Annotated in this window: 18 protein-coding genes; 9 read left to right on the top strand and 9 right to left on the bottom strand. The window is 67.3% G+C overall.

All coding sequences use genetic code 11. The annotated features are described in order from the left end of the window. Window positions 1–2 precede the first annotated feature (2 nt). The 5 genes from POR01S_RS17750 to POR01S_RS17730 form a co-directional block, all read right to left on the bottom strand. Window positions 3–689: a DUF2931 family protein gene (locus POR01S_RS17750; protein WP_042137350.1), complete on the bottom strand. Its 687-nt coding sequence runs from the start codon at window positions 687–689 to the stop codon at window positions 3–5. After that, window positions 686–2,557, bottom strand: a complete 1,872-nt coding sequence (locus POR01S_RS23490; protein WP_042137348.1) for a PAAR domain-containing protein — start codon at window positions 2,555–2,557, stop codon at window positions 686–688. Before POR01S_RS23490 ends, POR01S_RS17750 begins: the two co-directional genes overlap by 4 nt. A gap of 97 nt (window positions 2,558–2,654) precedes the next feature. Next, window positions 2,655–3,269 carry a trimeric intracellular cation channel family protein gene (locus tag POR01S_RS17740; protein WP_042137396.1) on the bottom strand — a complete coding sequence of 205 codons (615 nt, stop codon included), beginning with the start codon at window positions 3,267–3,269 and terminating at the stop codon, window positions 2,655–2,657. A gap of 16 nt (window positions 3,270–3,285) precedes the next feature. Further along, window positions 3,286–3,834, bottom strand: coding sequence for an oligoribonuclease (orn, locus tag POR01S_RS17735; protein WP_042137346.1), 549 nt, complete (start codon window positions 3,832–3,834; stop codon window positions 3,286–3,288). 50 nt (window positions 3,835–3,884) lie between these two features. Next, window positions 3,885–4,655 carry a class I SAM-dependent methyltransferase gene (locus POR01S_RS17730; RefSeq protein ID WP_027598845.1) on the bottom strand — a complete coding sequence of 257 codons (771 nt, stop codon included), beginning with the start codon at window positions 4,653–4,655 and terminating at the stop codon, window positions 3,885–3,887. Between the two features lie 94 nt (window positions 4,656–4,749). Between POR01S_RS17730 and rsgA the strand changes: the two genes are divergently transcribed. Continuing rightward, complete coding sequence (gene rsgA, locus POR01S_RS17725) at window positions 4,750–5,772, top strand: small ribosomal subunit biogenesis GTPase RsgA (RefSeq protein WP_007161170.1); 1,023 nt, start codon at window positions 4,750–4,752, stop codon at window positions 5,770–5,772. A 48-nt stretch (window positions 5,773–5,820) separates the two neighbouring features. Here the strand turns inward: rsgA and POR01S_RS17720 are convergent, their stop codons facing one another. From POR01S_RS17720 to motA, 3 genes are all read right to left on the bottom strand, one after another. Continuing rightward, window positions 5,821–6,420, bottom strand: a complete 600-nt coding sequence (locus POR01S_RS17720; protein ID WP_007161171.1) for a nitroreductase family protein — start codon at window positions 6,418–6,420, stop codon at window positions 5,821–5,823. A 163-nt stretch (window positions 6,421–6,583) separates the two neighbouring features. Continuing rightward, window positions 6,584–7,744, bottom strand: coding sequence for a flagellar motor protein MotB (locus tag POR01S_RS17715; RefSeq protein ID WP_042137344.1), 1,161 nt, complete (start codon window positions 7,742–7,744; stop codon window positions 6,584–6,586). Then, window positions 7,744–8,595: a flagellar motor stator protein MotA gene (motA, locus tag POR01S_RS17710; RefSeq protein ID WP_007161173.1), complete on the bottom strand. Its 852-nt coding sequence runs from the start codon at window positions 8,593–8,595 to the stop codon at window positions 7,744–7,746. Before motA ends, POR01S_RS17715 begins: the two co-directional genes overlap by 1 nt. A gap of 117 nt (window positions 8,596–8,712) precedes the next feature. Between motA and POR01S_RS17705 the strand changes: the two genes are divergently transcribed. From POR01S_RS17705 to POR01S_RS17685, 5 genes are read left to right on the top strand one after another with little or no spacing between them, the layout of a single operon-like run. Beyond that, a complete protein-coding gene (locus tag POR01S_RS17705; protein WP_042137342.1) occupies window positions 8,713–10,230 on the top strand; it encodes an HDOD domain-containing protein in 1,518 nt (505 codons plus the stop codon). Window positions 10,231–10,289: 59 nt separating this feature from the next. Then, on the top strand, window positions 10,290–11,099 hold the full coding sequence (locus POR01S_RS17700; protein ID WP_042137340.1) for a rhodanese-like domain-containing protein: 810 nt from the start codon (window positions 10,290–10,292) through the stop codon (window positions 11,097–11,099). Window positions 11,100–11,115: 16 nt separating this feature from the next. Next, the gene (asd, locus tag POR01S_RS17695) at window positions 11,116–12,024 is read left to right on the top strand and encodes an archaetidylserine decarboxylase (RefSeq protein ID WP_042137337.1); all 909 of its coding nucleotides are present in this window, start codon (window positions 11,116–11,118) and stop codon (window positions 12,022–12,024) included. 43 nt (window positions 12,025–12,067) lie between these two features. After that, window positions 12,068–13,852 (top strand): cyclic-di-GMP receptor FimW-related protein, encoded by a 1,785-nt coding sequence (locus POR01S_RS17690; RefSeq protein ID WP_027598852.1) that lies wholly within the window; start codon window positions 12,068–12,070, stop codon window positions 13,850–13,852. Between the two features lie 40 nt (window positions 13,853–13,892). Further along, window positions 13,893–15,971, top strand: coding sequence for an EAL domain-containing protein (locus POR01S_RS17685; RefSeq protein WP_042137334.1), 2,079 nt, complete (start codon window positions 13,893–13,895; stop codon window positions 15,969–15,971). Window positions 15,972–15,998: 27 nt separating this feature from the next. Here the strand turns inward: POR01S_RS17685 and serB are convergent, their stop codons facing one another. Continuing rightward, a complete protein-coding gene (serB, locus tag POR01S_RS17680) occupies window positions 15,999–17,153 on the bottom strand; it encodes a phosphoserine phosphatase SerB (protein ID WP_042137332.1) in 1,155 nt (384 codons plus the stop codon). 189 nt (window positions 17,154–17,342) lie between these two features. On the opposite strand from serB, the gene POR01S_RS17675 reads away from it, so the two are divergent. The 3 genes from POR01S_RS17675 to POR01S_RS17665 all read left to right on the top strand — a co-directional run bounded on the left by POR01S_RS17675 (window position 17,343) and on the right by POR01S_RS17665 (window position 21,127). After that, complete coding sequence (locus tag POR01S_RS17675; protein WP_027598855.1) at window positions 17,343–18,836, top strand: AhpA/YtjB family protein; 1,494 nt, start codon at window positions 17,343–17,345, stop codon at window positions 18,834–18,836. A gap of 21 nt (window positions 18,837–18,857) precedes the next feature. Next, the gene (locus POR01S_RS17670) at window positions 18,858–20,396 is read left to right on the top strand and encodes a C13 family peptidase (RefSeq protein ID WP_027598856.1); all 1,539 of its coding nucleotides are present in this window, start codon (window positions 18,858–18,860) and stop codon (window positions 20,394–20,396) included. An 89-nt stretch (window positions 20,397–20,485) separates the two neighbouring features. Beyond that, window positions 20,486–21,127, top strand: coding sequence for an oxidoreductase (locus POR01S_RS17665; protein ID WP_017642883.1), 642 nt, complete (start codon window positions 20,486–20,488; stop codon window positions 21,125–21,127). The last annotated feature ends 103 nt before the right edge of the window (window positions 21,128–21,230 follow it).

Below are 21,230 nucleotides of genomic sequence, written 5' to 3'. Positions count from 1 at the left end.
GCTCAGGGCCCTACCGTGGTGTAGGGGATCGGCGCCCACCAGCTGCCGTAAGGGACGCCGTATTTGTCGACATAGCGCTTGACCACCGGCGACAGCGGCCGGTACTTGCCGTTGGATTTGCCGCCATAGGGCCCCTTGGGCTCGATCTCGGCCTGGAGGGTCAGGACCTCGATGGGGTCGAGGCAGGGGCCCATGATCCAGACCTTGACCACCCCGCCAGGCGCCAGGCCGATGGTGAGGTCCTTGCGATAATCGGAAGTGCGACCACTGACCGGACACTCGGCTGGCAGGCGTTCGAGCATTTTTGCCCGCGCCCAGGCGGGAATGGCGAATACCGCCTGATAGGTTTGGGGCTCAACCATTGACTGCCAGCGCAGCGCTACCATATAGGGCAGATCTAGCCCGGTCATGTAGAGGCCTTTGCCCGACCCGATTCTCCTAGGCCAGCCCTTGGCAGTCGCTGACAGACTCGCGGGCTGTCCCATGGCAACTACGCCACCCATGGCATTAGGAAAAAAGCGGCCATCGATGTCACTGACATTGGCCAACTCCAACCAGACCTCCATGTAATTGGGTGCTAGAAAACCCAGGTACCAAGCGTCGTAAGGAAGCTTAGGCTTTGGCACGGCGCTGGATTGGCAGCCAGCGAGGCCGAGCGCGAGAACAAGGCACAGCAGCCAGCGATTCATTCGGGATAACCTGCCTGGGGACGGTTGGGATAGACGTTGCGTTTACCAGCGGCCGTAGGGGCGTTAACGAAGAAGATGCCCAGGTTGCTAAGGTCTTTACCCAATAGCGCGTTCCAGTGAGCGGAAAGATGTACATAGCGACCGAACAGCAGGCGAGCCTCAGCTTGGTCGATATGCAGCGGAACACCCTGGACGTTGGCTTGCAGCTTGGTAGCAATCTCCTTCAACTCATCGGGCAGGCGTAATTCAGGATCAGCTTCATCGATGGCCGCCAGGAGCACTCCGTTGGCAACGGCGAGGCGATGCATCACACGCAAGTAGACCAAGGACAGCTCACCGCGCACCTGACGTTCCAGGCGGATCGCGGCGATAACCTCGGTTTCCGGCATCTCGCCGCGGGTACGTGGCAAGTTGTTGCGCCAGGTATCGATTGCCAAGGTGGTGGAGCCTGGGTCGTACCAGGGCTCTCGTTGCAACTGCGCCAGCTCCCGCTGGGCTTGGCGATAGCTCCAGGCCGCCTGGCTGTCGGTGCCATAGCGCTCTCGCGAGGCGCGTGGTCGCGTCAACAGCAGGCGCTCGGTCATCTCGGGCGCATAGCCTCCACCTAAGTCGGCATGAGCACCCGGCAGGGCAATTTCTTGATGCTGGGGCGCAACACTGGTAAGGGCGAAGTTACGCCGGTGCTCGTCACGTGCGACCAGGTGCACCACCTTGTCGGCACATCCTGCCGGCAGATAGAGGTTGACGCCAGGGTTGGCGATATTGGTCGGGGTAAAGTCGCCACGCCTGGGGTCCGCTATCGCCGTTACGGTATCGAATAGTCCGATGAAGTTGAGCCTGACCTTAGCGCTCTGCCACGAAAAGCACCTGGCTAAACCCGCCGCAGCAATACCGCCGCCCGCCTTGAGCACCTCGTTTGCGAAGTGGCGTGCAGCCGCGGCACCCCGGCTAAAGCCAAAAATATCGAATTTGATGGCTTCAACGACGACATTGGGATTGATGCGCTTGAATTGATCGTAGCGCTCACCGAACGCGACTGGAAACGTCTGAACACATCCCAGCACACCACTGGCACTCAAGCCCGTTCCCATGGACAAGGCGCTATCAGGTTGTCCGGCCCGAGTGCCGATACCTTCGATATAGACCGGAATAGCCGCTGACTTTTCGTCCTGCTCGACGGCACGCTGAGTATCGTCTTGATAGAGCCGATACAACCGCACGATGTTCGTATCGGCGTTGGCATAACTGCTGTCCGGATTGCCCATGAACGCCTGGCAGTGCCGAGCGATGCTCTCGGCTTGATTGGTATCAAACCCCTGCTCTTCCGCCCGGCAGGCGGCGCCGGTGGCGGCGTTGAAGAGGTTGTTGCCGGTACCGTCGAAGAAGACGCCGATGCGCAGGGTGATGCGCTGTTCCAGCGGGCGCTCCGCCTGTTCGGCGACTTCATTCCTGGCGACGGGCGCGCTGTCCGGGCGCTTGGCCGGTCCCTCGCTGCCCTGTCGCTCCCGGTCGCGCAGCGCCGAAGGCTTGCCCTGCCCCGGTGCCAGGCCGGTAGCACCTGCATGGCTTGCGCAGGTGCCCTTGGCCGCGCCGCCTGCGTCCAGGCCGATGATGACGGTGCCGGAACCACCGATCACCACGCCGCCATGGCTGGTGAGGCTGCCGAGCACCGCCGCAGGCCGGCCGTTGATCAGGACGTTGGGGATGACCGCGGCGCTCAGGGCCGCGCCACAGCCGCAGGCATGGCCGAGGGTCGCGGCGGGCAGGCCATCGAAGGTGACATCGGCGGAGCCCTGGACCAGGGCGGTGGAACCACATTTGGGGCAGGCGACGGCGTCGCCCAGGCGAGCAGCGGGCTTTCCAGACATGACCGATCTCCCTATCGGTAACTGGGGCCTGAAAAATGCCGCACAAAAGGCTCTAGGACAAGCCTTTCAGCGCGATACCGTGCAAATCGTCATGGCCTTAGCCGTGGGGATCGTCCGGATAGGTGAAGGTCGGCATCTGCCAGTTGAATCTCAGCGCCAGCAGGCGCAGCAGCAGCCCCGCGGCCAGGGTGATGAGCAGTGCCTGCTCTTCGCCGAGCCACGGGCGGCAGAGCAGGTAGCAGCCGGCGGAGAGTACCGCCACGCTGGCATAGAGCTCGCGCCTGAGGATCAGGGGTACGTCGTTGCAGAGGATGTCGCGCAGGATGCCGCCGCAGGTGCCGGTCAGGGTGCCGCTGACGATGACGATGGCCGGACTCAGGCCCATTTCCAGGGCCACCTGGCAGCCGATCACGGTAAAGGCCACCAGGCCCAGGGCGTCGAGCACCAGGAACAACCGGCGCAGATAGCGCATGACCCGCGCGATGGCCACGGTGGCGAGGCCCGCGCCGACGGTGAGCGCGAGGTACTCCGGGTGCTTTACCCAGCCCAGCGGATAGTGCCCCAGCAGCACATCGCGCACCGAGCCGCCGCCCAGGGCGGTGACGCTGGCGATCAGCGCCACGCCGAACAGGTCCATGCCGCGGCGCCCCGCGGACAGGGCGCCGGTCATGGCTTCGGCGGTGATGGCGACCAGGTAGAGGATGGACAGCAGCACCGACGGGTGGCCGTCAGACCTTGATGAAGTGCTCGCGGTAGTGACGCAGCTCGGCGATGGAATCGCGGATGTCGTCCAGCGCCAGGTGGCTGCCGCTCTTCTTCACGCCGTCACGCACATGGGGTGCCCAGCGCGCGGCCAGTTCCTTGAGGGTGGAGACGTCCAGGTTGCGGTAGTGGAAGTAGGCTTCCAGCTCCGGCATGCGGCGATAGAGGAAGCGCCGGTCCTGGCAGATGCTGTTGCCGCAGATCGGCGATTTGCCCTTGGGCACCCATTGACGCAGGAACTCCAGGGTCAGGGCCTCGGCCTGGGCGGTGTCGACGGTGCTCTCGCGTACCCGCTGGGTCAGGCCCGAGCCGCCGTGCTGACGGGTATTCCACTCGTCCATGCCGGCCAGGATCTCGTCCGACTGGTGGATGGCCAGTACCGGGCCCTCGGCCAGCACATTGAGATCGCTGTCGGTGACGATGGTGGCCATCTCGATGATCACGTCCCGATCTGGATCCAGGCCGGTCATTTCCAGGTCGATCCAGATCAGGTGCTGAGGATTGGGGGCGGTCATGGTGAACTCCTTGATGATGGCACCAGTGTAGCAGCGCGCCTGCCGCGCACCTAACGATGCCAGAGCAGCAGCCGGCTGCCGCGCAGGTCCCCTACCTCCAGCACCCGATCCGCGGGCTGGCCGGGAATCTCGAAGGTGTTGCTAATCAGCCAGCTGCCGGCGCGCTGCTCCGTGCGGGCCTTGTCGCCCAGGCGTGGCATGGGCGCCGGCGAGAGAAAGCAGTAGACGACGTCGAACTCGCCCAGCTCCACCCGCCAGAGATCGCGATAGCGCACTTGGCAATTGCGCCGCGGCAGGCAGCGCAGCCAGGCCAGGGCGAAGCTCAGCGGCGCCGTCTCCACGCCGACGAAGGTGGCCTGCGGAAAGCGCCGGGACAGATCGACCAGGGTATCGCCCAGGCCGCAGCCCAGGTCGACGAAGCGAAAGGTCGGCTCGCGCTCGGCGAGCAGTTCGGCCAGCCGTTCGCGGGTCTGGCGGCCGGTGAGATAGAGCGGTACCCGCTCGCGCAGGCTGTTCCAGTTCAGCAGCAGGAGCAGCAGGAAGCCGAGCGCGGCGATGCCCGCCGAGAGCCCGCGACCGCTGACCAGATAGAGCGCCGGGGCGAACAGCAGATTGATGAAGACCCACCAGCGGGCGAGTCCCAGCAACTCGCCCAGCAGGGCCGCCAGTACCGCCTGCAGGCAGACCAGCGCCAGCAGCGAGGGGCGCTGGCCGGCGAAGCTGGCCCACAGGCGGATGCCGACGACGGCGACCACCAGGGCGGCCAGTTGCACCAGCACGGCCAGCAACAGCGGATAGCGCGAGGCGAGATGGGCCAGCATGGGGGCTCCGAAGCGACGAGGTACGCCAAGTTTAGGTAATCCGGGGGAGGCGGCCAATGCTAGACTCAGCGGTCCTGAAACCCGCGGACATCCCATGGCCAAACGCCACCTGACCCGTCGCCAGAGCTGGCGGATCGAGAAAATCCAGACCGAACGCGCCGCCCGCGCGGAAAAGCGCGAATCCAAGCTGATCGACGAGCTCGAAGGCGGCGACCTGGGCCCGGAGCAACAGGGCCTGGTGATCGCCCACTTCGGCGTTCAAGTGGAGGTCGAGGATGACGACGGCCAGCTGCAGCGCTGTCACCTGCGTGCCAACCTGCCGACCCTGGTCACCGGCGACCGGGTGGTGTTTCGCGCCAGCCTCCAGGGCAATGGCGTCATCGTCGCCCAGCTGCCGCGCCGCTCGGAAATCTGCCGGCCGGACATGCGCGGCCTGCTCAAGCCGGTGGCGGCCAACGTCGACCGCCTGGTGATCGTCTTCGCCCCGCTGCCCACGCCCCACGCCAACCTCATCGACCGCTACCTGGTGGCCGCCGAGCACGCCGGCATCCAGCCGCTGCTGCTGCTCAACAAGGCCGACCTGATCGACGAGCACAACGGCCCGGCGCTGGACGACCTGCTGGGCATCTACCGCGAACTGGACTATCCGCTGCTGGAGGTCTCGGCCCACAATGGCCTGAGCATGGACCAGCTCAAGAGTGCCCTGGACGAGCACGTCAGTGTCTTCGTCGGTCAGTCCGGGGTGGGCAAGTCGTCGCTGGTGAATGCCCTGCTGCCGGGCGTCGATACCCGCGTCGGCCCGCTGTCCGAGCTGACCAACAAGGGCACCCACACCACTACCACCGCCCGGCTCTTCCACTTTCCCGACGGCGGCGACCTGATCGACTCGCCCGGCATCCGCGAATTCGGCCTCAGTCACGTCAGCCGTGATGATGTCGAAGCTGGCTTCAAGGAATTCGGCGACTACCTGGGCCACTGCCGTTTCCGCGACTGCAAGCATGAGCGGGAGCCCGGTTGCGCCCTGCTCGCTGCCCTGGAGCGCGGTGACATCCATCCGCAGCGGATGGCCAGTTACCGGCATATCCTGGCCAGCCTCGAAGGCGAGTCGCGCTACTAAGCAAAACGCCGGGCAAGCCCGGCGTTTTGCTCTATCAGTCGAGGACCATCAGCCAAAGACGCGGAAGCGCTCGGCGTCGTCCATGAAGCCCTTCTCGGGGAAGTCGCCTTCGTTGGAGCCGAAGGGCATCTGGGCGCGCAGGTGCCAGGTCTCCGGCAGCTTCCACTCGGCGGCGGCCAGGGCGTCGGGCAGCGGATTGTAGTGCTGCAGGCTGGCGCCGATACCGGCATTGGCCAGGGCCGTCCACACCGAGAACTGGGCGATACCGCTGGCCTGCTCCGACCAGATCGGGAAGTTGTCGGCGTAGGCCGGATACTTGTCCTGCAGGCCGGCAACCACATGCCGATCCTCGTAGAACAGCACAGTGCCGGCACCGGCGGCGAAGCTGTTGATCTTGCCTTCGGTGGCGGCGAAGGCGTCGGCCGGCACGATCTGCCGCAGCGCCTGCATGACGAAGCCCCAGAACTTGTCGCTCTCGGCGCCGAACAGGATCACCGCGCGCGAACTCTGCGAATTGAAGGCGGAGGGCGACAGCTTGACGGCCTCCTGGATCAGCGCGGTGACCTGGTCCTGGGCCAGCGGCAGATTTTTGCCCAGCGCGTACTGGCTGCGGCGGCGCTTGATGGTGTCGATAAAGGCGTTGCTCATCGGAAGGCTCCTGCAAGGGAATCGGAGATCGGGAGACCGCGCACGAGGGCGCAAGGTGCCCGATCCGTCATGAAACCCCTGCAGCTTAACCAGCCGTCTTCACGTCAACGGACGAAAAAACCGAACGCTAGCAGCGAATTTTCCTATCTATCAGCGCGACCGTTCAGGGCTTGCTCTGGATGACACCCGCATCGAAGGCATTGATCTGCTGCTTGAAGGCCGCGTTGTTGATGGGTTGCGCCAGGTTACCGGTGGCGCTGACGCCACCGCTGGAGACCCCGCTCCGGCTCGCCGCCGGGGCGGCGCCGGCCGCGGGCTTGGGTGCCTGGTTGCCGCCGGCGCGTCCCTCGATGGCCTGCTGGGCCTTCTTGGTCAGCACGATGATGTCGATGCGGCGGTTGACCGGATTGAGCGGATGCTCGCGATCGAAGGGGGCCGAGGAGGCATAGCCGACGATCCGCGCCACCTGCTCTTCCGGATAGCCACCGGCGATCAGCGCCCGGCGTGCGGCGTTGGCGCGACCGGCGGACAGCTCCCAGTTGCTGAAGTCACCCTTGCCGTTGTAGCGCGCCGCATCGGTATGGCCGCTGATGCTGATCTTGTTCGGCACTTGGCGAATGGTGTCGGCCATGGCCAGCAGGATGTCCTCGAAATAGGACTTCAGCCGCGGACTGCCGGAGTCGAACATCGGCCGGTTCTCGGCATCGACGATCTGGATGCGCAGGCCGTCCTGGGTGATTTCCAGCAGGATCTGGTCCTTGAACTTCTGCAGTTCCGGATTCTGCTCGATCTTGTTCTGCAGCTCCTGCAGCAACAGCTCCAGGCGCTCCTTGTCGACCTGCTCGGCGATCTTTTCCGCCTGGCTGGCATCCATCTTCTGGGCCTGCTGGTTCTGATCCTTCTGCGCCGCCGCATTCGGCTGGCGATCCGGCGAACTGTCCGGCGACTGGGTCGGATCGGGCTGCACCCGGTTGGAATCGTTGGGGTCGGCGCGCTCCTCCATGTCCGGGTTGACCTTGTTCTGGGTCGAATCCGGCTGGGCCTGGATCTCGGGATTCAGGGTGCGGTCGGGCGCCGGCGTCGGCGTACCGCCCAGGTCGATGACATAGGGGCTGGCGCTTTCGGTGAAGCCGATCGGATCCTGGAAGTAGCCGGCGATGGCCTTCTTCTGTTCCGGGGTGGCCGAGGACATCAGCCAGAGCACCAGGAAGAACGCCATCATGGCGGTGGCGAAGTCGGCGAAGGCGATCTTCCAGGCGCCGCCGTGGTGGCCGGCGGCGCTCTTTTTGACGCGCTTGACGATGATCGGCTGGTTGTTGTCCATCAGCTGCCCCGCATCGCCTGCTCGAGTTCACTGAAGGACGGCCGGTGCGCCGGGAACAGCACCTTGCGACCGAATTCCACGGCGACGGTGGGCGGCATGCCGCTGGCAGCGGCGACCAGGCAGGCCTTGATGGCCTCCAGCACATTGAGTTCTTCCTTGGCGTCGTGCTCCAGGCAGGTCGCCAGCGGTCCGAAGAAGCCGTAGGCCGCGAGAATACCGAGAAAGGTCCCCACCAGGGCCGCACCCACGTGGCCACCGATGGCCGCCTGGTCGCCCTCGCCGAGCATGCCCATGGTGATCACGATGCCCAGTACCGCGGCGACGATGCCGAAGCCGGGCAGGCCGTCAGCGACCCGCGATACCGCGTGGGACGGATGCTCCAGCTCTTCCTTGATGCCGGCCAGTTCCATGTCGAACAGGCCTTCCAGCTCGTGGGGGGCCATGTTGCCGGAGGACATCAGTCGCAGGTAGTCGGCGACGTAGGCGGTCATCCGCTCATCCTTGAGGATGTTCGGGTACTTGCTGAAGATCGGACTGGCCTTGGGGTCCTCGACGTCCGCCTCGATGGACATCATGCCCTCGCGCCGGCTCTTGTTGAGGATCTCGTAGAGCAGCTTCAGCACGTCCAGGTAGAAGGCGTGGGTGAAGCGATTGCCAAACATCTTCAGCGACTTCTTGAACACCTGCATGAAGGTGCTGCCCGGGTTGGCCTGCAGGAAGGCCCCCAGGGCGGCACCGCCGATGATCAGAACCTCGAGCGGCTGGATGATCGCAGCGATCTTGCCATGCGCGAGGATGTAGCCGCCGAGGACCGACGCGAATATCACGATGATGCCGATGATTTTTGCCATGGTTGGGAATACTGTGTGCTAAGGAAAATTGAGCCGGGGAATCACCCTCACGCCCCCTTTATCGGACCCGGCGCCCCGGACTGAAGGCCTTTCATCAAATTTCAAGGCGACCGTCGTATGTCCAGCCGCCCGAACACCGTCGAAGACTGGGTCAAACACCTGGAAGGCGTGCGCCTGCCGGTGGCCACCGCCACCGCGGAGCGTCTGCGCCGCGCCCTGGCCGATGGCCGTCTGGCGTTGCATGAGATCGCCGAACGGCTCTGCGAGTCCCCCCCCCTGGCGCTGGCCCTGCTGCGCGAGGCCAATCGCGGCCATGCCAGCCTCGGCGATCCGGCCGCCAGTCTGGAAGCCGTGCTCGGCCGCGTCGGACTCGGCCCGGCGGAATACCTGATCGCCCGCCAGCCGACCCTGGCCGAGGAACGCCTGCCGCGTCCGCTGCGCCAGCTGTGCCTGGTCAGCCAGCACGCCATGACCCTAGGGCTGGGCCTGTTCGGCGTGCCCCTGGCGCGACTGTGGCCGGACATCCGCCTGGCCGCCCTGCTCTTTCTGGCGCCGCTCTGGCCGCTGGCGACCCGCTATCCGGAACTCTTCGAGGAATGGGAGCGGCGGGTGCTGGGCGAAGGCGAACCGGCGATAAAGGTCGAGCGCGAGCTGCTCGGCGTGCCGGCGATCCGCCTGTGCCAGGCGCTGGCCCGTCACTGGCAGCTGCCCGAGTGGATCGTCGAAGGCTATCGGCTGCTGGACCAGGATCGCCGGCAACTGGTCAGGGCGTTGCACATCGCCCATGGCGACGATCCCCTCGAACAGCAGCAGCGCCTCGACGACGACCCCACGCTACGGCGCTGGCTGACCCATCCCGGCAACACCATCCTCCTGGCCAACGGCCTGGCGCTGGCCAGCCACCATGCCTGGGACGGTCCCCACACCCTGCGCTGGCAGCGCTTCAGCGCCCTCTACCTGCAACTGCCACTGGCACGGGTGCAGAGTCGCAGCCACGAACTGGCGGTGCAGGACGCCCAGCGCCATGCCCGACCCGGCCTCTGGCACCCGGCCGAAGGCCTGGTCTGGCCGCCGGGCGAACGGCGCCTCAAGCCGGTGCCCCGGGTCCAGGTCGCCAGCGAGAGTCAGGCGCAGCGCTGGCGCGGACTCTGCGAGCAGTTGCTGCACACGCCCAGCGCCTTCGCCACCCTGCCCCAGCTGTTCGATTGCGCCCGCCAGGCGCTGGTGGCCTGCGGCCTGCCGCGGCTGCTGCTGCTGACTCCGGATCGCAACGGCCAGAAGGGCAATGTCCAGCTGCACCATGGCCTGGACGACGCCCCCGGCCTGCAACTGGACATCGCCAGCCATCCGCTGCTGGCCAAGCTGTTCGGCAGCCCCGGCCAGTTGCGCATCGATGACGGCAACCGAGCGCGTTTCGCGCCGCACCTGCCCGCCGATCTGCGCCGGCTGTTCAGCAACGAACGGCTCTGGCTGCGCAGTCTGGGCTTTGGCGAACGGGTGGTGCTGCTGGCGATCCTGGACAGCGAACTGCAGCCGGCGGATCCCCGTCGGACCGCGGCGCTGGACAAGACCTTCACCTGCATCGAGCGCGCCATCGGCACCTTCGCCAATCGTCCGCGGGTACGACCGACCTGACGCTGGCCGGTCAACCTCGGTACACTTCACCTTTGCTACGGACCGACGGGAAATCCGCGATGCCCTTTTCCGCCCTGCCCCTGGTGATCGAACCGGCCGATCTCGCGGCGCGCCTGGATGCGCCCGAACTCATCCTGGTGGATCTCTGCAGCGCCGCCCACTATGCCGAGGGCCATCTGCCCGGCGCGCGCCATGTCGCGCCCGCCCGCACCCAGCTGGGCAGCAAGCCGGCGCCCGGCCTGCTGCCGGCCCAGGCGGACCTGGAGCAGCTGTTCGGCGAACTGGGCCAGCGCGACGAAGCCGTCTACGTGGTCTATGACGACGAAGGCGGCGGTTGGGCCGGACGCTTCATCTGGCTGCTCGATGTCATCGGGCACGGCCACTATCACTACCTCAACGGCGGCCGCCAGGGCTGGATCGCCGCCGGCCTGCCGCTGAGCACCGCGGTGCCCGCGCCGGCCGGGGCGCCGGTTGCCCTGACCCTGCACGAGGAGCCCACCGCCAGCCGCGCCTATCTGCAGAGCCGGCTGGGCGCCGAGGACCTAGCCATCTGGGACGCCCGCGGCGCCGACGAATACCGCGGCGAAAAGGTGCTGACCGCCCGTGGTGGCCACATTCCCGGGGCGATCAACTTCGAGTGGACCGCCGGCATGGATCGCGAGCGCCAGCTGCGCCTCCGCGAGGACCTGGGCGCCGAACTCGAACGCCTGGGCATCACCCGCGACAAGGAAATCATCACCCACTGCCAGACCCATCACCGATCCGGCTTCACCTACCTCGCGGCCAAGGCCCTGGGCTATCCGCGGGTCAAAGCCTATGCCGGCTCCTGGGGCGAATGGGGCAACCACCCCGACACCCCCATCGAATGACTGCCAAGGACCTCCCATGAAACTGCAAGACCGACTGTTCATCCTCGCCCAGCACCTGCTGCCGCACCATCTGCTGTCGCGGGTGATCGGCGGCTTCGCCGAGTGCCGGGCGCCCTGGTTCAAGAATCTGCTGACCCGCTGGTTCGTCCGTCACTATGACGTCGACATGCGCCAGGCCCAGGTGGAAGACCCCACCGCCTACGAGAACTTCAACGCCTTCTTCACCCGCGCCCTGAAGCCCGGCGCCCGCCCGCTGCCGGCCGAAGCCGGTGTGGTGGTGAGCCCGAGCGACGGCGCCATCAGCCAGCTCGGTCGCATCGAGCACGGCCGCATCTTGCAGGCCAAGGGCCACAGCTACAGCCTGCTGGAGCTGCTCGGCGGCGACGGCCTGCGCGCCGCGCCCTTCATGGGCGGCCATTTCGCCACCATCTACCTGTCGCCCAAGGACTACCACCGGGTGCACATGCCGCTCACCGGCACCTTGAAGGAGATGGTCTATGTGCCCGGCCGCATCTTCTCGGTCAACCAGCTCACCGCCGAGAACGTGCCCGAGCTGTTCGCCCGCAACGAGCGGGTGGTCTGCATCTTCGATACCGCCGTGGGCCCCATGGCGGTCATCCTGGTCGGCGCCATGATCGTCGCCAGCATCGAGACGGTGTGGGCCGGCCTGGTCACGCCGCCCAAGCGCGAACTCAAGAGCTTTGCCTACGACGAGGCCGCCCGCGCGCCCATCACCCTGCGTACCGGCGACGAGCTGGGGCGCTTCAAGCTGGGCTCCACCGCCATCGTGCTGTTCGGCCCGGACGCGGTGAACTGGTCCGCTGAACTCGGCGCGTTGTCCACCGTCAACATGGGGCAACTGCTGGGGGTTCCGACCACGTCGGCCCCCTTGACCACCGTTTCCGAGCCAGGGCCTCTCGCCTAGATGCGCGGTTCATTGCCCATCGAACCAGGAGTGTGCGCGGCGAATGGATAGCAAAAGGCCACAGCTCATGTTGCGGGTACCGACGCCCGATCAGCGCAGCCTGACGTTTTGTGACGCCACCCCGGCCGGCCTCAAGCGCTGGCTGGAGCAATTGCCACGGGCCAAGCTGGGCGAATTCGCCCGGCTGCTCTATCAGGGCCTGCTGGAACTCAACCGGCTGATCCTGACGCCGGAAGCGCGCCTGCGCCTGCTCGAAGCCCTGCGCTCGGACGTGCAGCGGGTCTGCCAGCAGCTCGAACGTCATGTGCTCAACCAGGCCATCGTGCTCGACGAGCGCTCGCGCAAGGTGGCCAATCTCTGCCAGGCCCTGCAGAACCTGCTGGCCGCCGGCTACAAGCTGATCGTGGTCGAGGAAAGCGAGCGCGGCGAACGCAGCACCTTGCTGGCCACCGCCATCCAGCGCGCCCTACGCGCGCTGCTCGGGCCGCTGATCCGCGCCGCCCAGCTCTATACCCCGGTGCACGACAACCTCTGGCTGGAGCTGCACCAGCTCTATCGGCTGGCAGTGACCACCGGCCTGCACAACCAGAAGATTCGCGACGAACTGCTGCCCGGCGACGGCAGCCAGACCATCACCCAGGCCTATGGCGCCGCCCTGCTGTTTGGTGCCGCGCGCTGCAACCAGCTGCGCCAGAGCCATATCGCCCAGCTGACCCTGCACCTGGACGACTGGGCCAGCCTGATCCGCCTGCAAGGGCCCGAGCAGAACGGCACCCTGATGGTGGTGGCGCCGCAGATCGACGCGCCGCCGCGTTATCGTTCGCTGTTGCGTGAAGCCAATCTCAACGGTCTGCTCGGTCTTGCGCCGCAACAGCTGGTGCAGGCCATCGAGGACTATCTGGCGCTGGCGCCGGAGCAGCGGCCGCGCGCGCGCCTGCCGGTGCACGGCGACCTGTCCCTGGATCTGCTGCAGCACCTGGTCGGCGCCTGGGGCCAGGAAGCGGACCGCGCCTTCCAGCGCATGCCCGGCCAGGGCCAGGTGCAGGTCTGCATCGGCATGAGCGCCCTGCATTACCAGCTCGCGGGGGGGCAGGTGTTCGCCGACACCCTGCGCCTGTCGGCGCAGGCCGTGCCGGACGCCTTTGCGCCCAAGCCCAAGGAAGACGTCTGGTCGCTGGCCTTCGATGCCGATACCCGCGCACCCGACGCCCTGGACTGGAGCGCCGAGTCCCTGGAAGAAATCCATTACGACGTCCTGCCCGGCGACGGCGAGGCGGCCAGTCCGGCCTTTCCGATCCATGCGGTGCAGGTGGTCAATCACAGTCCGGGCGGCTATTGCCTGAGCTGGAGCGGCGAGGTCCCCGAGCAGCTGCAGGCCGGCGAACTGCTCGGCGTGCGCCTGCCCGAGGATCACAACTGGGGCCCGGCGGTGGTGCGCTGGGTACGCCAGGTGCCCGGCAGCGGAACCCACATGGGCGTCGAACTGCTGGCCCCCACCGCACGGCCCTGCGGGCTGCAGCTGCTGCGCAAGGCCGAGCAGAACAGTCAGTACCTGCGTGCCCTGCTGCTGCCGGAGATCAAGGCCATCGACCAGGCGCCGACCCTGATCGCGCCGCGACTACCCTTTCAGGAGGGCAGCAAGGTGCAGATCAATCAGCAGGGCAACGAGCAGCGCGGCATGCTCGACCGGCGTCGCAGCATGACGGTGAGCTTCAGCGTCTTCGAATATCACCTGCTGGAACAGAGCGGCGCTCAGCCCAGCGGCGGCCCTGCCGGCGGTGGCGCCCGGCAGGAAGAAGACTTTGACTCGCTGTGGAAGTCTCTGTAGCTTCGATAAATCATCGTTATCGCCAGGGCGCGAATAGACCATGGCCGCCGAACACAGTGCGATCCGCCTGTTACTGCTCGAAGCATCGCAGAACGAGGCGGAACGCCTGGTCAGTCTGTTCCGCAACGCCGGACGGGCGACGCGGGCCCAGCGTCTGACCGACCCTGCAGGTCTCGACGAACTGCTGTCCCAGTCCTGGGACCTCGCCATCCTCGCCCCGCCCTCTCCCGAACTCGACAGCCTGAGCGCGCTGCGCCAGCTGCGTCGCCGCGTGCCCCAACTCGCCGTCATCCAGCGGGTGCCGCCGGACGATCCCGCAGCGGTGCTCGACGCCCTGCGCCTGGGCGCCCGCGATGGCATCGCCAGCGACAACGACGAGCACCTGCTGCTGGCCAGTCTGCGCGAACTCGGCAACCTGGCCGAGCGCCACGAACGCCGGCGCCTGGAGCAGGCCCTGGCCGAGGCCGAACAGCGCTGCCAGCTGCTGCTGGCCAACGCCGTGGAGGCGGTCGCCTATGTCCACGACGGCCTGCATATCCACGTCAACTCGGCCTATGTGGAGCTGCTGGGCTATCCGTCCGCGGAAGACCTGGAGATCACGCCGCTGATGGATCTCATCGCCGCCGCCGACCAGCCGGCGCTGCGCGAAGCCTTCCGCCAGTTGCGCGACGACCCCAGCCCCCGCGAGCTGGACTGCCGGTGCGTCCGCCAGGACGGCAGCACCCTCGGCGTGCGCCTGCGCCTGACGCCGGCCATCTACCTCGATGAACCCTGCGTGCAGCTGCACCTGCGCGAGGAACGCGCGGCCCCGGCCGCCGAAGCCCTCGAGGAACAGCTGCGCGAGGTGCGCTTCCAGGACACCCTGACCGGTCTGCTCAATCGCAGCCGCATGCTCGAACTGCTCGAAGACGCCCTGGAGCGCGCCCGACTCGGCGCGCCGGCGAGCTTCGCCTACCTGAGCATCGATCGCTATCCGACCCTGCTGGCGGAGCTGGGCATAGGCGCCATGGACGAGTTGCTGGTGGCCCTGGCCGAGCGCCTGCGCGAGCACTTCGGCACCCTGGTGACCCTCTCGCGCTTCGCCGATGATGCCTTTACCGCCCTCCTGCCGCAGGCGGCCGACGCCAGCCTGGACAGCGCCTTCGAGCGCCTGCTGGGTCGTCAGGAGCGGCAGCCGCTGACCCTGGCCGGGCGCACCCTGGCGATCAGCTATTCCATCGGCGTGGTCAGCCTGGACAACCACACCAAGAGCGCCGGTGATCTGGTGGACCGGGCGCACCGCTCCGCGCGCCAGGTCGCCCAGCGCGGCGGCAACGCCTGCAAACGCTACGATCCCCAGGAAGAGCTGGCCGCCGCCGCCAATCGCGGCAATCTGGTGGCCATGGTCAAGCAGGCCCTGCAGCAGAACGGCTTCCGCCTGCTGTTCCAGCCGGTGATCGGCCTGCGCGGCAGCAGCCACGAGTACTACGAGGCGCTGCTGCGGCTGGTCAATCCCCAGGGCGAAGAGGTCTCCCCGACCGAATTCGCCCGCACCGCCCGCGACAGCGGCCTGAGCGGCCAGATCGATCGCTGGGTGATCCAGCAGGCGGTGCGTCAGCTGGGCGAACACCGCGCCCGCGGCCACGGTACCCGCATCTTCGTGCACCTCTCGGGCGCGACCCTGGGCGATCTGGAGTTGCTGCCCTGGCTGCGGGAAACCCTGCAGGGGCAACAGCTGGACGCCGAGGCGGTGATCTTCCAGCTCAGCGAAGAAGACCTGCTGGCCCAGCCGGAGCAGGCCCTGGCCATGGCGCAGCGCCTGCGCCGCCAGGGTCATCCGGTCACCCTGAGCGGCTTTGCCGCCGGCGATCCGCCTCTGGCGTCGCTGCGGCTGCTGGTACCGGATTACGTCAAGCTGTCGGGCAAGCTGATCAAGGATCTGGGACAGCCGGAGCACCAGGAGCGGCTCAAGGCCATGGTCGCCGAGTTGAGCGCCCAGAACGTCCAGACCATCGCGCCCTTCGTCGAGAGCGCCAGCGTGCTGGCCCAGCTCTGGCAGGTCGGGGTGCACTTCATCCAGGGCTACTACCTGCAGGAGCCCAGTCAGGCGATGGACTACGAATTCCACCCCGAGCACTAGGGCTCGGGGTGGCCGTCGAACGCGACCTCAGCCGCGGGTAAGCCGGTCTTCCACGCCGAGCAGATAGAGCACGCCATCCAGGCCCAGCACGCTCACCGACTGACGCGCGGACTGGCGCACCAGCGGCTTGGCGCGAAAGGCCACGCCCAGCCCGGCCAGGGCCAGCATCGGCAGGTCGTTGGCGCCGTCGCCCACGGCGATGGTCTGCTCCAGCGTCAGGCCTTCACGGCTGGCCAGTTCCTGCAGCAGGTCGGCCTTGCGCTGGGCATCGACGATGGGCTCGACGGCGCGGCCGGTCAGCTTGCCGTCGACGATCTCCAGTTCGTTGGCATAGACGTAGTCGATGCCCAGACGTGCCTGCACCTGGCGGGCGAAATAGGTGAAGCCGCCGGAAAGGATGGCGGTCTTGTAGCCCAGCCGCTTCAACTCGGCGAACAGCCGCTCGGCGCCCTCGGTCAGGCGCAGCCCGGCACCGATGTCTTCCAGTACCTCTTCGGACAGGCCCTGCAGCAGCGCCATGCGCTCGGTGAAGCTGGCGCGGAAGTCGATCTCGCCACGCATGGCGCGCTCGGTGATGGCCGCCACCCGCTCGCCGATGCCGGCGGCCTTGGCCAGTTCATCGATGACCTCGGCCTGGATCAGGGTGCTGTCCATGTCGAACACCGCCAGGCGGCGATGCTGCCGCTGCAGATCGTCAGGTTGCCAGCCGATGTCGGCCTGGCCTTCCTGAGCCAGCGCCAGCAGCCCCGCGCGCAGCGCCTGGGGCTCGTGCGGCTCGCCGGTGACGCGCAGCTCCAGGGCTGCGCGCGTGGTCGCGCCCGGCTCGCTCAGGGCGCGGATGGCATGGATGTTCAGGCCCTGCTCGCGGCACAGCGCGGCCAGGCGGGTCAGCGGCAGATCGGCCAGGGTACGACCCATCAGCGTCAGGACATGGGCTTCGCCGGTTTCCGGCGCCGGCTGCGCCAGGGGCGCCACCTGCAGGCCCAGGGCCTGCAGCGCCTGCTGCAACGCGGCGCCAGCACTTGCCGGGCTGATCAGCAGGGTCACGGCGGCACTGTTGTCCAACCCCTGCTGCTGCAGCGATTCCAGCCGGGCACCGGCCGCGGCCAGGGCGCCGGTGAGAGCAGCCAACCAGTCGGCGGGCAGGATACCCACGGCCTGGAGTCCGATAACGTCTTGCATGGCGATCCCCTCGCGGAAAAGCGCGCAGTCTACCCTTTCGCCCCGACGGTGCCGAGCCATGGGCACCGGCTGGCGGCGGGAGTCCACCGCCGGCCTCTTTTGCGGGCGAAGCCCTGCATTCGCCGTTTTCGCACCCCTGGCGCGCTGGTTATACTGGCCGCACATTTTTTGTCCAAAGAAACGATTTCTGTGACCCGCCCCGCGACCGTCAAGCCCGATAATTTCTTCCTGCTGATCTACCGAGCCCTGCGCCAGCGTCGTGTGCCGGTGGCCTTGCGCATCGTTTCCCACAGCCTGCTGCTGGTGGCGGCCGCCCTGGTGATCTATGCCGGCATCATGAGCATGCAGTTTCGCCATGCCATGCAGCAGCAGGCCGACGCCGTCGGCCAGAGCCTGGTGACCCAGACCGCCAACTCCGCCGCCGAATTGCTGGTGGCCAACGACAACCTCAGCCTCAACGTGCTGCTGAGCAACCTGGCGCGCAATCCGCTGGTGGCCCATGCCGCGGTCTACAGCCCGGACAACCGGGTGCTGGCCGAATCCGGCACGCGCCCGAGCCAGGGCCTGCTGACCGCCACCGACGGCATCTACAGCACGCCGATCCGCTTTCAGGACGTCACCGCCGGCCAGGTGCGCCTGGCGCTGGACATGGACCAGTTCCAGCAGCCGATGATGATCAGCCTGCAGAACATGGGACTGCTGGGCCTCATCCTGTTGGCCCTGACGCTGATCCTCAGCCTGCGCCTCGGGCGCCAGCTGTCGACGCCGCTGCTGGAGCTGCGCGTCTGGCTGCGCGATCCCGATGACCCCGCACCGGGCGCCGGTCGCCTCGACGAACTGGGCGACCTGGCTCGTCAGCTGCAGAGCCGCCTGGTACCGCCCAAGCCGCCCAAGGCGGAAGTGGCCGACGAAGACGACGATCCCTTCGCCGACGAGCAGGGTGGCCTGAGCGTCAAGCCGCCTGCGCGCAAGGCCGCCGCCAAACCGGCCGCGCGCAAGGCGCCCGTGGCAGACGCCGACAGCGAGCTGGACGCCGACGCCTTCGCCGAGCTGGTACCGGACTCCTTCACCGAGCCGCCGCCCACGCCCGCTCCGGTGGTGCCCACCGAACCCGATATCGTCACCTCCGCGGTGCTGGCCATCCAGCTCGGCGCCCAGGACCAGCTCAGCCGGCTGCCGCGCAGCCGCCTCGAACAGCTGCTGGAGCGCTATCGCGACTGCCTGCAGCAGGCCACCGAGCTCTATGACGGCGAACTCCACACCCTCAAGGACGGGGGCAGCCTGATCCTCTTCCACGAGCGCAGCGACGACGACGACTACCTGACCCGCGCGCTATGCTGCGGCGAGATCATGCGTGCCCTGGGTCATGCGCTGCAGGTGGAAGTGGTCGGCAGCGGTGCAACCCTGCAGCTGCAACTGGGTCTGACGCAGGGCGAACGCCTCGCCGGCCTGGAGCTTGCCCAATTGCTGGAAAACACCACCGTGCGCAATGCCCAGGCGCTGAGTCGCCACAGTCGCAACCTGTTGCTGGTCGAGCAGAGCATCGCCGAGGACGAGCTGCTGCGTAAACGCGCCCGTATCCGCACCATCGCCAGCCCCGCCGGGGCCAGTTGCGTGGAACGTCTCCTGGAACCCTACTCCGCGACGCTGGAGCGTCATCTGGTCCGGCTCGAGGCGCGTTAAAGCGCCCACCCGACCCCACCTATGAGCGCCCTCCTGCCCCGTCTCGCCCTCGTTGCGCTGTTGCTGGCGGCCTGCGCTGCCCAGGCGGCGCCCAACGCGAGCAGCGTGCGACTGCCCGATGGCGGGGTCTATACCGGCGAGATCGTCAGCGGTCTGCTCAACGGCAGCGGGCGCATCGAGTGGCCCAACGGCAACTGGCTCAAGGGCCGCTTCAAGGACGGCCTGGCCGAGGGCCCCGGCGAACAGCAATTCGCCGACGGCACCTACTACCAGGGCACCTTTCGCCGCGGTCTCTACCATGGCCAGGGCAATCTGATCAGCAGCAGCGGCTGGGAGTACCACGGCAGCTTCGTCAATGGCCGCATGCAGGGCCAGGGCTCCAAGCTCGACAGCGACGGCACCCAGACCATCGGCACCTTCAACGACGGCCACCTCAATGGCGTCGGCCAGTGGCAGGAGCCGGGCGGCGATCGCTATGACGGCGAATTCGTCGACGACCAGTTCGAAGGCGCCGGCGTCTATCGCAGCGCCGGTGGCGATCTCTGGCGCGGGCGCTTCAGTGGCGGCGAGCTGACCGGCAACGGCGAATTCGTCGGCAGCGACAGCAGCCAGTACCGCGGCGCCTTCCGCAACTGGAAATTCGATGGCCAGGGCGTGCTCACCAACAGCGACGGCAGCGTCTATCGCGGCAACTTCGCCGATGGCGTCTATGCCGGCATGGGCGTCCTGACCCGCGCCGACGGCCAGGTGGAACGGGGCCTCTGGGAAGGCGGCAAGCGCATCCGCGACGACCAGGGCCAGTACATCGCCGATCCCCTGGAGCGCGCCCTGCTCGATCAGGGCAAGGTGCTCGACCAGGAATTGCAGCAGATCCCTGCCTCCACCCCCGCCACCGAACTCTATGGCCTGGTCCTGGCCGGCGACGGCGGCCAGGGCGTGTTCCAGCGCGAGGCCAACTATGTGGCCAACTTCCTGACCACCACCTGGGGCGCCCGCGACGTCGTCCACCTGATCAACGCCAAGGACATCCGCAGCGACCATCCGCTGGCCACCCGCGAGAATCTCTACCAGAGCCTGCAGGCGCTGGCCCAGCGCACCGGTCCGGAAGACCTCATCCTCATCTACCTGACCAGCCACGGCTCGGCCGACCATCAGCTGGTGCTCTCCCAGCCGGGCTTGGATCTCTCCAGCCTGCCGGCGGCGGAGCTCGGCCGCCTGCTCGCGCCGCTGCGCGGACGCGACAAGCTGATCATCGTCTCCAGCTGCTACAGCGGCGGCTTCATCCCGCAACTGCAGGACGACCATACCCTGGTGATGACCGCCTCCAAGGCCGATCGCACCTCCTTCGGTTGCACCGACGAAGCCGATTTCACCTACTTCGGCCGTGCCCTGTTCGCCGAGGCCTTCCAGCACACCGACGATCCCGAGCAGGCCTTCCAGCGCGCCCGCGACACCGTGTCGGTGCGCGAGAAGACCGAAGGCTTCGACCCGTCCGAGCCGCAGCTCTGGGCGCCGCCGGCCGTGCTGCAGAAGTGGCGCGCCTGGCGCGCGGGTCGCTGAGAACTGCCTTTGCCTTGGGGCTTTGACGAACAACCGGAACGCCTGAGGTCCAACCTGACATCAGCGGTCGCCGCTACAAGGAGAGCCCCGTGTACCTGACGCCTCAGCATGCCCTCATCGCCGGCGCCACTGGCCTGACCGGCGAACACCTGCTCGACCGCCTCCTCAACGAGCCGACGGTCCCCCGGGTGCTGGCGCCGACCCGTCGCCCGCTGGCGGAACACGCCCGGCTGGACAATCCGGTGGGTGACCTCAACAGCCTGCTGCCGACCCTGGAAGGCCCGCTGGACGTGGCTTTCTGCTGCCTGGGCACCACCATGAAGCAGGCCGGCTCCGAAGCCGCCTTTCGCGCCGTGGACTATGGCCTGCCCCTGGCGGTCGGCCAGCGCGCCCTGGAACTGGGCGCCCGCCACTACATCGTGGTCAGCGCCATCGGCGCCGATCCGCAATCCTCGATCTTCTACAACAAGGTCAAGGGCGAGCTTGAAGAAGCCCTGCGCGCCCAGGGCTGGACGCAACTGACCCTGGCCCGACCGTCGCTGCTGATCGGCCAGCGCCAGGAAGAACGCCTGGGCGAGCGCCTGGCCGCCCCCTTGTCGCAATGGCTGCCCGGCAAGTGGCACGGCATCGAAGCCGCCGTGCTGGCCCGCGCGCTCTGGCGCCTGGCCCTGGAAGAAGGCAAGGGCGTGCGCGTGGTGGAATCGGACGAATTGCGCAAGCTGGGGCGATGAAGGCGTAGAGCCAGGGGCAGAGTTGCCGCCCTCGCGGTCATGGCGGTCCGCCGATGCGGCCACTCCCCGCTCGGATAGCCCCCTCTCCCTCCGGAAGAGGGTT

The organism is Pseudomonas oryzihabitans NBRC 102199 (genome assembly GCF_000730625.1).
GTDB classification, from domain to species: Bacteria; Pseudomonadota; Gammaproteobacteria; order Pseudomonadales; family Pseudomonadaceae; genus Chryseomonas; species Chryseomonas oryzihabitans.
Note: the sequence above shows the minus strand (reverse complement) of the source record. Positions and strands in the feature narration are given on the sequence as shown.

Bases quoted from the DNA above. Each gene is read 5' to 3' on its own strand.
- POR01S_RS17670 (WP_027598856.1), top strand. From the start codon at position 18,858: ATGAGCGCCCTCCTGCCCCGTCTCGCCCTCGTTGCGCTGTTGCTGGCG.
- orn (WP_042137346.1), bottom strand. From the start codon at position 3,834: ATGACCGCCCCCAATCCTCAGCACCTGATCTGGATCGACCTGGAAATG.
- POR01S_RS23490 (WP_042137348.1), bottom strand. From the start codon at position 2,557: ATGTCTGGAAAGCCCGCTGCTCGCCTGGGCGACGCCGTCGCCTGCCCC.
- serB (WP_042137332.1), bottom strand. From the start codon at position 17,153: ATGCAAGACGTTATCGGACTCCAGGCCGTGGGTATCCTGCCCGCCGAC.
- motA (WP_007161173.1), bottom strand. From the start codon at position 8,595: ATGGCAAAAATCATCGGCATCATCGTGATATTCGCGTCGGTCCTCGGC.
- POR01S_RS17700 (WP_042137340.1), top strand. From the start codon at position 10,290: ATGCCCTTTTCCGCCCTGCCCCTGGTGATCGAACCGGCCGATCTCGCG.
- POR01S_RS17685 (WP_042137334.1), top strand. From the start codon at position 13,893: ATGGCCGCCGAACACAGTGCGATCCGCCTGTTACTGCTCGAAGCATCG.
- POR01S_RS17690 (WP_027598852.1), top strand. From the start codon at position 12,068: ATGGATAGCAAAAGGCCACAGCTCATGTTGCGGGTACCGACGCCCGAT.
- POR01S_RS17705 (WP_042137342.1), top strand. From the start codon at position 8,713: ATGTCCAGCCGCCCGAACACCGTCGAAGACTGGGTCAAACACCTGGAA.
- POR01S_RS17730 (WP_027598845.1), bottom strand. From the start codon at position 4,655: ATGCTGGCCCATCTCGCCTCGCGCTATCCGCTGTTGCTGGCCGTGCTG.
- POR01S_RS17715 (WP_042137344.1), bottom strand. From the start codon at position 7,744: ATGGACAACAACCAGCCGATCATCGTCAAGCGCGTCAAAAAGAGCGCC.
- POR01S_RS17750 (WP_042137350.1), bottom strand. From the start codon at position 689: ATGAATCGCTGGCTGCTGTGCCTTGTTCTCGCGCTCGGCCTCGCTGGC.
- rsgA (WP_007161170.1), top strand. From the start codon at position 4,750: ATGGCCAAACGCCACCTGACCCGTCGCCAGAGCTGGCGGATCGAGAAA.
- POR01S_RS17720 (WP_007161171.1), bottom strand. From the start codon at position 6,420: ATGAGCAACGCCTTTATCGACACCATCAAGCGCCGCCGCAGCCAGTAC.
- asd (WP_042137337.1), top strand. From the start codon at position 11,116: ATGAAACTGCAAGACCGACTGTTCATCCTCGCCCAGCACCTGCTGCCG.